Annotated in this window: 13 protein-coding genes; 9 read left to right on the plus strand and 4 right to left on the minus strand. The window is 73.2% G+C overall.

What is annotated here, in order from left to right; translation table 11 throughout:
* Nucleotides 1-101 precede the first annotated feature (101 nt).
* Nucleotides 102-2,234, plus strand: coding sequence for a SpoIIE family protein phosphatase (locus tag OG455_RS05370; RefSeq protein ID WP_266290747.1), 2,133 nt, complete (start codon nucleotides 102-104; stop codon nucleotides 2,232-2,234).
* A 132-nt stretch (nucleotides 2,235-2,366) separates the two neighbouring features.
* On the opposite strand, the gene OG455_RS05375 is transcribed toward OG455_RS05370, so the two are convergent.
* A complete protein-coding gene (locus tag OG455_RS05375) occupies nucleotides 2,367-3,254 on the minus strand; it encodes an SURF1 family protein (RefSeq protein ID WP_266290748.1) in 888 nt (295 codons plus the stop codon).
* 324 nt (nucleotides 3,255-3,578) lie between these two features.
* Here OG455_RS05375 and OG455_RS05380 point away from each other — a divergent pair, with 324 nt between their 5' ends.
* Nucleotides 3,579-5,072, plus strand: a complete 1,494-nt coding sequence (locus tag OG455_RS05380) for a chitinase (RefSeq protein WP_266290749.1) — start codon at nucleotides 3,579-3,581, stop codon at nucleotides 5,070-5,072.
* A 44-nt stretch (nucleotides 5,073-5,116) separates the two neighbouring features.
* On the opposite strand, the gene OG455_RS05385 is transcribed toward OG455_RS05380, so the two are convergent.
* A complete protein-coding gene (locus OG455_RS05385; protein WP_266290750.1) occupies nucleotides 5,117-5,467 on the minus strand; it encodes a hypothetical protein in 351 nt (116 codons plus the stop codon).
* A 19-nt stretch (nucleotides 5,468-5,486) separates the two neighbouring features.
* Here OG455_RS05385 and OG455_RS05390 point away from each other — a divergent pair, with 19 nt between their 5' ends.
* Nucleotides 5,487-6,098, plus strand: coding sequence for a polysaccharide deacetylase family protein (locus OG455_RS05390; protein WP_266290751.1), 612 nt, complete (start codon nucleotides 5,487-5,489; stop codon nucleotides 6,096-6,098).
* Nucleotides 6,099-6,224: 126 nt separating this feature from the next.
* On the opposite strand, the gene OG455_RS05395 is transcribed toward OG455_RS05390, so the two are convergent.
* Together OG455_RS05395 and OG455_RS05400 are read right to left on the minus strand one after the other, a co-directional pair.
* Nucleotides 6,225-7,181, minus strand: coding sequence for a MerR family transcriptional regulator (locus OG455_RS05395; RefSeq protein ID WP_266300664.1), 957 nt, complete (start codon nucleotides 7,179-7,181; stop codon nucleotides 6,225-6,227).
* Nucleotides 7,182-7,354: 173 nt separating this feature from the next.
* Entirely contained in the window at nucleotides 7,355-7,963 is a 609-nt protein-coding gene (locus tag OG455_RS05400) for a GNAT family N-acetyltransferase (protein ID WP_266300665.1), read from the minus strand.
* Here OG455_RS05400 and OG455_RS05405 point away from each other — a divergent pair.
* From OG455_RS05405 to OG455_RS05430, 6 genes are all read left to right on the plus strand, one after another.
* On the plus strand, nucleotides 7,962-8,174 hold the full coding sequence (locus OG455_RS05405) for a hypothetical protein (RefSeq protein WP_266290752.1): 213 nt from the start codon (nucleotides 7,962-7,964) through the stop codon (nucleotides 8,172-8,174). The two genes, OG455_RS05400 and OG455_RS05405, sit on opposite strands and share 2 nt — an antisense overlap.
* A 361-nt stretch (nucleotides 8,175-8,535) precedes the next feature.
* Entirely contained in the window at nucleotides 8,536-8,841 is a 306-nt protein-coding gene (locus OG455_RS05410; RefSeq protein WP_266290753.1) for an urease subunit gamma, read from the plus strand.
* A gap of 3 nt (nucleotides 8,842-8,844) precedes the next feature.
* Nucleotides 8,845-9,717, plus strand: a complete 873-nt coding sequence (locus OG455_RS05415; RefSeq protein ID WP_266290754.1) for a sirohydrochlorin chelatase — start codon at nucleotides 8,845-8,847, stop codon at nucleotides 9,715-9,717.
* A gap of 50 nt (nucleotides 9,718-9,767) precedes the next feature.
* A complete protein-coding gene (locus OG455_RS05420; protein ID WP_266290755.1) occupies nucleotides 9,768-10,241 on the plus strand; it encodes an urease subunit beta in 474 nt (157 codons plus the stop codon).
* Entirely contained in the window at nucleotides 10,241-11,965 is a 1,725-nt protein-coding gene (gene ureC, locus OG455_RS05425; protein WP_266290756.1) for an urease subunit alpha, read from the plus strand. The genes OG455_RS05420 and ureC overlap by 1 nt, the downstream gene beginning before the upstream one ends.
* Nucleotides 11,962-12,657: an urease accessory protein UreF gene (locus OG455_RS05430; RefSeq protein WP_266290758.1), complete on the plus strand. Its 696-nt coding sequence runs from the start codon at nucleotides 11,962-11,964 to the stop codon at nucleotides 12,655-12,657. The genes ureC and OG455_RS05430 overlap by 4 nt, the downstream gene beginning before the upstream one ends.
* The last annotated feature ends 21 nt before the right edge of the window (nucleotides 12,658-12,678 follow it).

The following is a 12,678-nucleotide window of genomic DNA, read 5'->3' on the forward strand; positions in this document are numbered from 1 at the left end:
GATAGACTGGGCGGAACGTCTTGCCCCCACCGGAAGCATCCGGACCCACCCGATCCGCGCTGCTGCCCGGCCCCCGGCCACCCACCCCCTGGAGAGCGGCCATGGCGGACCTCCCCCCGTCGTCCCCGCCCGACCGCACCGCCGCGGGCGCCTCCCCGGCCGCCTCCCCGGCCACCCCCGCCGAGGCGCGGCCGACCGCCGCCAACGACCGGCTCGTGCTCAACGGCATGGGCAGCTTCGACTGGGACCTCGACACCGGCACCTACCACCTCGACGAGGTGGGCCTGCGGGTCTTCGACCTGCGGGCGGACGAGTTCGACGGGCTGGCCACCTCGCTCACCAGCCGGGTCCCGCCGGAGGAGAGCGCGCAGCTGGACGAGACCGTGACCCGGGCGCTGGACGGCGGGGAGCTGACCTTCGCGGCCTACTTCCGCCTCCACTGCCGGGACGGCACCCCGCGCTGGGCGCACACCCAGGGGAGGGTCCTGCGCGACGCCCACGGGCACCCGTACCGCATCGTCGGGATCGTCCGCAACGCCGAGGAGGAACTCGCCCACGCGGCCGGGATGCGCACCCTGGCCGCCGACCGCCGGCGGCAGACCGACTCGGTGCGGATCACCACCGACGCCCTGGCCCGCGCCCTCACCGTCCGCGACGTGACCGCCGTGCTCACCGACGACGAGGGCCTGCGGCGCTTCGGCGCGGACGGGCTGGCGCTCGGCCTCACCGACGGTGGCATGCTGCGACTGGTCGCCGTGACCACCCAGCCCTCACCGGCCCTCAAGGCCCTGGACGACCTGTCGCTGACCAGCCTGGACGACCAGCTGCCGCTGGCCGAGGCGGTGCTGAGCCGGCGCCCGCGCTTCATCGGCAGCGAGGAGGAGCTCATCGCGCGCTACCCCCGGCTGCTGCCCTACGCCGAGCAGATGGGGATCAGGGCCGCCGCCTTCCTGCCGCTGGCCGCGCAGGCCCGCGCGATCGGCGCCCTCGGCCTGTACTACCGGGACCGGCGGCAGTTCAGCACCGAGGACCGGAACATCTGCATCGCCCTGGCCAGCGCCGTCGCCCAGTCGCTGCAGCGCGCGATGCTCTTCGACCAGGAGCGCGAGTTCGCCACCACCCTGCAGACCACCATGCTCCCCCGCCGGCTCCCGGAGATCAGCGGGGGCTCGGTCGCCGTCCGGTACCGCGCGGGGCGCAGCGGGCGCGAGGTCGGCGGGGACTGGTACGACGTGGTCGCGCTGCCCCGGCGCCGGGTCGCGCTGATCGTCGGCGATGTCGAGGGGCACGACAGCCACGCCGCCGCCGTCATGGGCCAGCTGCGCATCGCGCTGCGCGCGTACTCCGCCGAGGGGCACATCCCCTCCACCGTGATGGCCCGCGCCTCCCGGTTCCTCGCCGACCTCGACACCGACCGGTCGGCGACCTGCGTCTACGCGGAAGCGGACCTGGAGACCGGCACGCTGCGCCTGGTGCGGGCCGGGCACCTCGAACCGCTCGTCCGGCACGGCCGCCACCGGGTCAGCGGGCCCTCGGTGCGCGGCGGCCTGCCGCTCGGGGTCGCCACCGTCTTCGGCCAGGACGAGTACCCGGAGACCCGGCTCGACCTGAACCCGGGCGACACCCTGCTGCTCTGCACCGACGGGCTGGTCGAGCACCGCGGCCAGGACATCTCCGAGGGCCTGGACGCCCTCGCCCGCGCGCTGGGCTCGGGCCCCGTGGACCCCGAGGAGCTGGCCGACCACCTGAGCGCCCGGCTGCTCGGCAAGACGGGTGCCGACGACGACATGGCCTTCCTGCTGCTGCGGCGAGCGGCCGTGCCCGGCGAGAGCGCCTCGCGGCGGATGGTGCAGCACATCCACCAGGCCGACCCGGAGGGCCTGGTGGAGACCCGCACGATGCTCCGCCAGGCGCTGGCCGCCTGGGGCGCGGTGGCGCTGAGCGGTGACATCGAGCTGGTGACCGACGAACTGCTCACCAACGCCCTGGTGCACACCGACGGCGGCGCGATCCTCACCGTCGAGCTGCTCCCCGCGCCGGCGCTCCGGATCCACCTGGACGTCCAGGACCGCTCCAGCGCGTGGCCGCGCCGCCGCGAGCCCGGCGAGACCGCCACCTCGGGGCGGGGCCTGCTGCTGGTGGACGCGCTGGCGACGAACTGGGGCGTGGAGCCGCGGGGCACCGGCAAGAGCGTCTGGTGCGAGTTCCCGCTGCCCGGGAGCGACGGGGGCTGAGGCGGGGACGGCGGGGGCCGACGCGGGGGCTGCGGGGCTCGGCGGGGACCGACGCGGGGGCTGCGGGGCTCGGCGGGGACCGACGCGGGGGCTGCGGGGCTCGGCGGGGGCTGCGGTTGTGGAGCAGGCGCCTCAGCGGGCGGCGGGGTGCTGCGGGCCGCCGACCGGGGCGGCTGCCGCATCCTCGACGTCCGGGTCGGGCTCGGGCCCCGCGCCGGACGCTGCCGCCGCTGCCTGCTCCGCGCGGGCGTCACGGAGGTCGCGGCGCAGCAGGACCACCCAGCCGGCCGGGATCAGGGCGGCGAAGAGCCACCACTGGATCGCGTAGGGCAGGTGGACGCCCTTGCCGACGACCGCGTCGTCGCCGGTGTTGGTGACACTGGGGCTGGGCACCAGTTCGGCCTGGTCGGCGGCCGGCGTCGCGGGGGTGGTGGCGGTGAGCTCCAGGTAGCCCGCCACCACCGGCTGCGACAGCCGGGTGGTCTGCTCACCGCTGTTGATCAGCATGAACTGCCGGTCCGGCAGTCCGCCGCGCTCACGGATGCCGGTGCTCTTGGCCGTCTCGTCCGGCCGCAGCCGACCGGTGGCCGTCAGCTGACCGGTGGGGGCCGGCGGCACGGTCGGGTAGGTGCTGGCGTCCGAGCCCGAGGCGACCCAGCCGCGGTTGACCAGCACCACCTCACCCGAGGCGGTGACCAGCGGGGTGACCACGTAGTACCCGATGGCGTCGCCGGAGGCGTCGGTGCGCTGGCGGACCACGAACTCGTGGGCCGGGTCGTAGTGACCGGTGGCGGTCACGGTGCGGTACGTCTCCGAGGTCGGCACGGTGCCGCCCGGCCGGGAGACGGCATCCATCGCGACCGGCTGCGCGGCCATGGCGGCAGCGGTGGTGCCGTTCTGCCGGTTGGTCTGCTCATAGCGGTGGTACTGCCACTGCCCGAGCAGGATCATGGCGGGGATGATCGCGAAGAAGACGAGGGTCAGGATCACCCAGCGTCGGGTCATGAGGATACGGAGCACCTAGGGACGGTATCGCCGTTTATGCCGCTTCCCCGCACCGCCCCCCGCGCTGCCACCCCGGCGGAGCGGGGGGCGGGGCGGGGAAGCGGGGCGGGCGCGGCGGTGGGCGGGGCGGGGAGCGGGGCCGAACGGGCGAAGTTGGGGACGGGACGGGCGTTTCGCGGCCAGGCGGTGACGAAGGCGTCGCTTACCGTGCTCCAGATGGTCCGCATTCTTCATATGAGCACACGATCAAGCTCCTGATGGGCCGTCATCCGCAGTCAGCGGCGCACCGGTAGGCGTCCCACCGCCGATGCGCCGCCCGGTCCGATCACGAGGACAGCGATGCGCCACCCTCCCCGCCTGGCCCTGACCCTGGTCCCACTCGCCCTGAGCACAGGGCTCCTGCTGGGCACCCCCTCCCCCGCACAGGCCACCGCGTTACCAGGGCCGGGGTTCCCGGCCCGCTACACCGCCCCGTACCTGGAAACCTGGCGAGCGGGCTCCTCACTGACCGCGGCCCGGCGGGCCACCGGGCTGCAGTACTTCACGCTCGCCTTCGTGATCAGCGACGGCACCTGCAACGGCGCCTTCGACGGCACCGTGCCGGTCACCGACCAGGAGTGGCAGACCGCGCTGAGCCAGCTGCGGACCAGCGGCGGGGACGCCATCGCCTCCTTCGGTGGCGGCGCCGGCACCGAGCTCGCCCTGACCTGCGAGTCGGTCGGCGCCCTGAAGGCCGCCTACCGGCGGGTGATCGACGCGCTCGACCTGACCGTGATCGACTTCGACATCGAGGGCACCGGACTCGGCGAGACCGCGGCGATCGACCGCCGCAACCAGGCCCTGGCCGAGCTCTGCCGGGAGTACGCCGCCGGCGGCCGCACCCTCTCCGTGCACTACACGCTCCCCGCCAACCCGGACGGGCTCTCGGCCGAGTCCCTGCGGCTGCTGCGGAACGCCAGGGAGCGGGGCCTGGACGTCTCGCTGGTCAACATCATGACGATGGACTACGGGCCCGACCTGAACATGGGCAGGATCGCCACCACGGCCGCCGAGGGCCTGCACGACCAGATGGCCCGGATCTGGCCGGAGAAGAGCGCCGCCGAGCTCTGGGCGATGCAGGGGAACACCCCGATGATCGGTGTCAACGACGCCACCAACGAGGTCTTCTCCGTCGAGGACGCCCGCACCTTGGCGAAGTTCGCCGACGAGAAGGGCATCCAGTTGCTCTCCTTCTGGTCGGTGGGCCGCGACCAGTCCTGCCTGACCGAAGGCGTGCTGGCCGGCACCTGCAGCGGCACGGCGCAGCAGCCGGGCCAGTTCTCCCAGCTGCTGGACCGGCCGCACCCGCGCCGACCGCACCCCGCGCCGGACTGGCGGCCGCCGCGCTGCCTGGATCCGCTCAGCAGCCTGCTCGGCGACGCCTGCGCGGGCGGCCGGACCGAGGCCGTCGCGAGCCGCGGCGGGACGGGCCGCAGCGGGGTGGGGCTCGGCGGGGCGGGGCTCGCCGGCGGCGGAGTCGGCGGCGCGAACGGCGGCGGTGCCGGTCTCGGGGGAGGCGGCGGCGGTGCCGGCGGGCGGCCCGGGGTGCTCGGCGCGCTGGGGGTGCTGGGGACGCGGGGAGCACCGGGGAGCGCGTCCGGCCGGTACAGCCGCGTCGGCTGGGGCGGCCGCTGCGGAAGCGGCCGGCCGCAGCCGGCGCCCTGGTGCGGCGCTCCGGTGGGGCAAGCGGCGCCACCGCGGCCGAGCGGGGCGGCGGCCGCGCTCGGCCCCGTGCGGGCGGTGGCCCCGACGGGGGCGCTCGGCCCGGTAGGTCCGGTAGGTCCAGGTCGCTGAGGCGGGTTCGCGTCTCCGGAGGTAGCAAACGGCATGACGATCAATCAGATCCACGCATCGAGAAGGCTTCTCCTCACCGCCTGCGGCGCGGCGCTGCTCTGCGCCTGCGGTCGGACCCACCTCAACCGGGGAGCCGCGCCCGTTCCGGCCGGCGCCGCGGCCGGGACGGCGGCGCCATCGGGCTCGGGCGCGGCCTCGGCGTCGGGCTCGGCTTCGGCTTCGGCTTCGGCTTCAGCTTCGGCTTCGGCTTCGGCTTCGGCTTCGGGCTCAGCCTCGGGCTCGGGCTCGGCTTCGGCGAGCGGTGCGCCGGGGGCGGCCACCGCGGCGGCGGCACCACCGACGCCGACGCCGAGCCCGGCCCCGACCGTGCCACCCGGAAACTCGGCGGCGGTCACCGGGCGGGCGGACACCACCGTGCACGGCGGCCCCAAGGTGGTGGCGCTGACCTTCGACGACGGCCCCAGCCCGATCGACACCCCGCACGTCCTGGACATCCTGCGCGAGCACGGCGTCACGGCGACGTTCTTCATGATCGGCATGAACGTCAAGCGCTACCCGGACACCGTGCGGCAGGTCGTGGAGGCCGGCCACCAGGTCGGCAACCACACCTGGTCGCACCCGGACCTCGGTACCCTCTCCCGCGCCGGGGTCCGCCGGGAGATCGAGCGCACCAGCGACATCATCGCCACCACCTGCGGGGAGCGCCCCGCCCTGTTCCGCGCCCCGGGCGGCCACTTCACCCGCAACTCCTACGCGGTCTGCGCCGACCTCGGCCTGCGCTCGATCTGCTGGAACGTGGACCCGGAGGACTGGTCGAACCCCGGCGCCGCCGCCATCACCAGCCGGGTGCTGAGCACCACGCGGACCAGCTCGATCGTGCTCAACCACGACGGCTGCCTGACCGACACGCTGATCACCGCGCCCGGCGGCCCTGGTGACCGCTCGCAGACCGTGGACGCGCTGCGCGTCTACCTGCCGAAGCTCCTGGCCGCGGGCTACCGGTTCACCGTCCCGGACAGGTCGTAGCGCCGGCCCGGGACCCGGGCAGGACCGAGGCCGCCACCGGCAGCACCGCGGTGGCGGCCTCGGCCGCGCCCGCACCGGGGCGGGACCGGGAGCGGGGTCGGGAATGGGGGCCATCACTTGACCTGTTCAGGTCTCCACGGCGGTGGCGGGGCCCAGGCCGTTTCGCAGGGCCTGGATGAGCCAGGGGTGCACCGGGAGCAGGTTCGGTAGGACCTGCCAGCCGTTGATGATCCACACCAACCGCCAGTACCGGTCGACCCGGGGATCGTGCGCCTCTTCGAACTGCTGGGCCATCCAGTCCCGGAATTCCGCGTCCGGGGTGCGCGCGAATACCTCGGCGAAGCGGTGCACGAGGTCGTCGATGACGGGCACGGCCCTGTCGTTGAGCGGGTCGATGCCCGACTCCATGGCCTCGACGACCTTCTGACGGGTGAATTCCGTCAGTTCCTCGCCGGCCTCGCGCTCGATGTCGAGCGTGTGCCCAGCGGCCTGGCGCGTGGCTGTTCGGCGCATCCGGGCCCGGAAGTCCTCGTCGCCGACCAGCTCGGTGAGTTCCACCCACGCGGCGACCTGCTCGCTGGACGGATCACCGGGGAGGTCGGGAGCGGCAGCGCGAACCATGGCCACCGCGGCCGCATCGGCATCCACTGTGCCGAAGGTGCCGTCCAGGAAATCGTCGATCAGACGTCGGCGTTCCTCGCCGGTCAACTGCGTGAGCCTGTGCATGAGTTTGGTCTCCTCGGGGCTGGACCGGCGGCCGGCCACGACTCGCAGAACGCTCCGGCGCAGTTGCAGCACCCGGATCTGGACGTCCAGGGCGTCGGCCTGCGCCGCGGCGACTTCCGCCACCGAGAACTCGCGGTCCAGTACCCCTTGGATCGTGGCCAGGTCCATGCCCAGTTCGCGCAGTGTGCGCAGGAGTTCCAAACGGAGCAGTGCGTCGAGGTCGTAGAGCCGATAACCGGCGGGACTTCGGGTGGTCGGCGCTACCACCCCCGAATCGGAGTAGAACCGGATGGTCCTCACGGACAAGCCGGTCCGCCGGGAAAGCTCCCCGATCGAGTAGAGGGTCGTAACGTCCATGTCCCCCACTCTGCTGTCTCCAGTCACTGGAGGCTCAAGGCTATTCCCCTACTGGGCCCCTGACCGAGACGCCCTCCCAGTTGCTGAGGTACGGGCGGCCATGTGCCGTCCGCTGATCGTCAGGCCGACTGGCACGCCCTGCACGCGCTGGGCGAGCCATGGCACAACCTGCGTCACCGCTCGCTGGTGGCCTGTGACCACGAGCCCTTGGACTCATTCATCCAGGAGCTGCGGGCATGGTCGGGATCAGCGTCACCGTCGCTGTTCGCCGTCGTGTCGGTCCAGGCGATCTCGAAGTACCTGACGCGTTCGTCCTGTCCGGCCGGCAGCATGCCGGCCGCCGTCATGACGTGGTGGGACGCGGCGTTGTCGTGGTCGGCGTCGCCCTTCACGCGGGTGACGCCGCGCGCCCGTGCGAACAGCAGCAGTTCGCGGAGGGCTTCGGCGGCGTATCCCTGGCCGCGCACCGACGGGATGAGGCCGTAGCCGATCGTGACGCTGCCGTTCGCGTCCGCGGGCCCGTGGAAGCCCAGACCGCCGATCGCGTGTCCGTCCTCGCGGCGACGGATCTCGTAGTTGCCGAACGGCTGGGGATCACCGGTGTCCGCACAGGTGCCCAGGAAGCGCCTGGCGGCGAACACGTCGCCTTCGGTGGGGTATTCGGCCGCCCAGTGGGCATCGCCGCTCGGCCTCCCCGCCACCACTCGCTCGGCCTCGCCGACACTCATCGGGTGGAGCACGAGCCGCGCCGTCACAAGATCGCCCTCAGTAGGATCGCCCATGGCAAGGAGGAGTATCACGCGGGCCGAGCGGGCCGCACTCGAATTCGCCGACGCGACCGGCGGCGCCACACCCCTGATGGTGACGGCCTGGTTCGGGCCCACCGCGCCCTGGACGATCGGCGGCGGAATCGGCCTGCTGGTTGGCCTGGCGACGCTGCCGGCACTGCTGCGCCGGCCGTCACGGGCCGAGCTGCTGAGCACCGCCGAGTGAGGAGCAGCTGACCCTCCACCGAGCGCCGCACCCACCGTGACCGGGGTGCGGCGCTCTGTCGATCCCCCGGCGGGCCCGAGTTCTAAAGAGATGGCCAAACCTCTCAAAAGATGGCCAAGCCTTTCAACAGTGTGTTGACGAGCCCTGCTGGTCGCTCTACGTTTCTCATATCCGGAAACTGAATTCCACATTATGGAACATGCCGCGGCCTGCCCGGATCCCCGCTCGCAGACCGCGGTCCTCGGTGGCCACCCGATGACAGCCCGACAGACCCGCCCCGGCACGCTCCGGCACGCCCTGGGCCGGCCAGCCGTGCCTCCGACCGCCCCGCAAGAACCCCGCCCCCGAAAGGAGTCGCACCATGAACCTCGCTCCGCGCGAGATCGACAAGCTCTTCGTCTACGTGGTGGCCGACCTCGCGCGCCGCCGCCGTGATCGCGGGGTCAAGCTGAACTACAGCGAGGCCGTCGCCCTGATCAGCGAGGCGATCCTGGAGGCGGCCCGGGACGGCAGGACGGTCGCCGAGTGCATGGAGCTCGGCAAGAAGATCGTCGCCGCCGACGACGTCATGCCCGGTGTGCGGGAGATGCTGCCGCTGCTGCAGATCGAGGCCGCCTTCGTGGACGGCACCAAGCTGGTCTCCTGCCACGACCCGGTCGGGGCCTGAGCCGTGCTGGAGCTGGATGCCGCGACCGGACCGGTCGTCACGGAACTGGCCGCCACTCAACTGCCCGCCACTCAACTGCCCGCCGACCTGATCCTGGTCGGCGGGCACGAGAGCGGTGCCGGGAGCCGGCTGCGCCCGCTGCTCACCGGCGATGTCAGGGCCGGCGAGGTCCGGGCCGTCGGGGTCGGCCGGGAGCTGGCGGCCGCTGTCGCCGGTGCGCTGGCCGCGTCGGAGCGGCCGGTCTGCGTGGTGCCGATGACACTGGGCCGCGATCCCCGGCTGGTCGCCGACACCGCCCGGACGCTGCGCTGGCTGGCCGACCAGGACCGGCCGGGGCGGATCGCGCTCTGCGACCCGTTCGGCGACGCCGCGCACCTGATCGGCTGGTTGCGCGCCGCTGCCGGGCGGACCCGCGCCACCGAGCCCGACGAGACGGCGGTGCTGGTCAGCGCGCCCGCCGCGGGACCGTTCGAGGACGCCGAGTTGTTCCGGATCGCCCGGCTGGTACGCCAGTACCGGACCCACCGCTGGGTGGAGGTCGCCTTCGAGGGCGGCGATCCGGGCATCGCCGAGGGCGTTGAGCGCTGCCGCCGGCTCGGCGCCCGCCAGGTCGTGGTCCTGCCGGCCGCCTTCGGCCCCGCACCGACCGCGCCGGGCGCGGAGGACGGCGGGCCGCTGCTCTCGGCGCGGGCCGTGGCCGGGGTGCTGCGGGCCCGGACGGCCATCGCGCTGGACCGCCTGCGCCACGGCGAGGACGGCATCGCGGCCGGGCTCGGCGCCGAGCACGGGCACGGCTTCCCGCACTCGCACGGGCACGGGCCGGGGCACGGGCACAGCCACAGCCACACCCGCGCCCACGCCCCCAGTGACCGTTGAGCCACCCCGCCACTCCCCCACCGCTTCGCTGCCGAAAAGAGAGAACACCCATGTCAGGCAGGCCCGTGTACCTGTACGGAGACGATCCGGTCGAGATCAACGCCGGCCGTGCCAAGGTCAGGCTCGCGGTCAGCAACACCGGGGACCGCGCGGTCCAGGTCGGCTCGCACTACCACTTCTTCGAGGTGAACCGGGCCCTGGACTTCGACCGCAACCGGGCCTTCGGCATGCACCTGGACCTGCCGGCCGGGACCGGCGTGCGGTTCGAGCCGGGCGACACCCGGGAGGTGGAGCTGGCCGCGTACGCCGGCCACCGGCGGCTGATCGGCTTCAGCGCGCTGGTCGACGGCGGACTCGGCTCGGCCGACACCAGGGCCAGGGCGCTGCGGCGCGCGGTCGAGGCGGGCTTCAAGGGCGCCCGACTCGAAACGGCGCAGGACGCGGTGGCGCAGGACGCAGCGGCGCAGGACAAGGAAGCACGGGTCGCGGCGGCCCCCACCCCGAACCAGGAGGGCGAGCTCTGATGGCGATCATCCCCCGCAGGCAGTACACCGACCTCTTCGGCCCCACCGTCGGCGACCGCTTCCGGCTCGCCGACACCAACCTGGTGGTCGAAGTCGAGCAGGACTTCAACCAGGGCCACTACGGCGACGAGGCCGTCTACGGCGGCGGCAAGGGCATCCGCGACGGCATGGCCCAGGACCCGGCGGCCACCAGCCTGCGGGGCGCGCTCGACCTGGTGATCACCAACGTGGTGGTGATGGACCCGGTGCTCGGCGTCGTCAAGGGCGACATCGGGGTCAAGGACGGCTTCATCACCGCCGTCGGCAAGGCGGGCAACCCGCGGCTGCAGAGCGGCGTGCACCCGAAGCTGGTGATCGGCCCGGGCACCGAGGTGGTCTCCGGCGAGCACCTGATCGCCACCGCGGGCGGGATCGACACCCACATCCACTTCATCGCCCCGCAGCAGGTCCAGGAGGGCCTGACCAACGGCATCACCACGCTGATCGGCGGCGGCACCGGACCCACCGACGGCACCAACGGCACGACCTGCACCCCGGGTCCGTGGAACATCCACCGGATGTACCAGGCGGTGGAGGACCTCCCGGTCAACGTCGGCCTGCTGGGCAAGGGCAACGCCTCGCTGCCGGACGCGCTGCGCGAGCAGGTCGAGGCGGGCGTCTGCGGCCTGAAGGTGCACGAGGACTGGGGCACCACCCCCGCCGCGATCGACACCGCGCTCAGGGTGGCCGACGAGTACGACGTGCAGGTGGCGATCCACACCGACACCCTGAACGAGTCCGGCTTCTACGAGGACACCCTGTCGGCGATCGACGGCCGGACCATCCACACCTTCCACACCGAAGGCGCGGGCGGCGGCCACGCCCCGGACATCATGCGGATCGCCGGGGAGCCCAACGTCCTCCCCTCGTCCACGAATCCGACCCTGCCCTACACCGTCAACTCGATCGACGAGCTGCTCGACATGGTGATGGTCTGCCACCACCTGAGCCACGACATCCCCGAGGACGTCTCGTTCGCCGACTCCCGGGTGCGCTGCGAGACGGTGGCGGCCGAGACGGTGCTGCACGACGAGGGCGTGATCAGCATCTTCTCCTCGGACTCGCAGGCGATGGGCCGGATCGGCGAGTCCTTCGCCCGGGCCTTCCAGACCGCGCACCACTGCAAGGACCAGCGCGGCAAGCTGGACGGCGACAGCGAGCGCCACGACAACTTCCGGGTGCTGCGCTACCTGGCCAAGCTCACCATCAACCCGGCGATCGCCTCCGGCACCGCCGAGTACCTCGGCTCGCTGGAGCCGGGCAAGCTGGCCGACATCGTGCTCTGGCCGATCAACTCCTTCGGCGCCAAGCCCAAGTTGGTGATCAAGGGCGGCATGGTCAACTGGGCGCTGATGGGCGATCCGAACGCCTCGCTGCCCACCACGCAGCCGATCCACTACCGCCCGATGTACGGCGCGCTCGGCAAGGCCCGGCAGGCCACCCGGGTCTCGTTCATGTCGCAGGCGGCCGTGGACCGCGGGGTGCCGGCCGAACTCGGCCTGGAGAGCAGGGTGCTGCCGGTGCGGCACTGCCGCACGGTGGGCAAGGAGCACATGGTGCGCAACGACGCGCGGCCCCGGATCGAGGTGGACCCGGAGACCTACGAGGTCACCCTGGACGGGGTGCCCGCCACCATCGCGCCGGCCGAGTCGCTGCCGCTCAACCACCTCTTCTACCTCGCGTGAGCGCCTCCGCGCTGGACACGCTGCTGATCAGCCTGCAGTTGACCGACTCCGCCTTCCCCAGCGGCCTCTACACCCTCTCGCACGGCCTCGAAGGCTTTCTGCAGGCCAAGCAGGTGGACCGGGAGAGCATGCCGGAGCTGCTGGCCGACCTGCTGCGCCACTCGGTCGGCCCGGCGGACGCAACCGCGCTCGCGCTGGCCAACCGGGCCGCCGCGGCCGGGGACTGGGCGGCCCTGGTGGAGGTGGACCAGCGGCTGTTCGCGAGCAAGCTCAACCGCGAGCTGCGGCTGGCCGCCACCCGCACCGGGCGGCAGATGCTGGACACCGCCCGACTGGCGCTGGGCGGTGAGGCGTTGGACCGCTATGCCGAGCTGGTGGTCGCCAAGCGCTCACCCGGCTGCCAGGCGGTGGCCGCCGGTGTGGCGTACGCGGCCGGCGGGGTGGCGGCCGAACAGGCGGTGGCGAGCGACCTGTTCGCCTTCGCCGTGAGCTTCGTCTCGGCGGCGCTGCGGCTGCGGCTGACCGATCACCGGCGGGCGCAGACCACGCTGCGCTCCATCGCCCCGGTGATCAAGGAGGTCACCGGGGCGGCCCTGCACCGCGAACTCGCCGACCTGGGCGGCTGCGTGCCGATCGCCGACGCCATGTCGGGTCGGCACGAGCGGGCCGAGGCGCGGATGTTCGCCTCCTGACGGTTCGTCAGATCTGTTCAG

This window comes from Kitasatospora sp. NBC_01287, from assembly GCF_026340565.1.
GTDB lineage: Bacteria > Actinomycetota > Actinomycetes > Streptomycetales > Streptomycetaceae > Kitasatospora.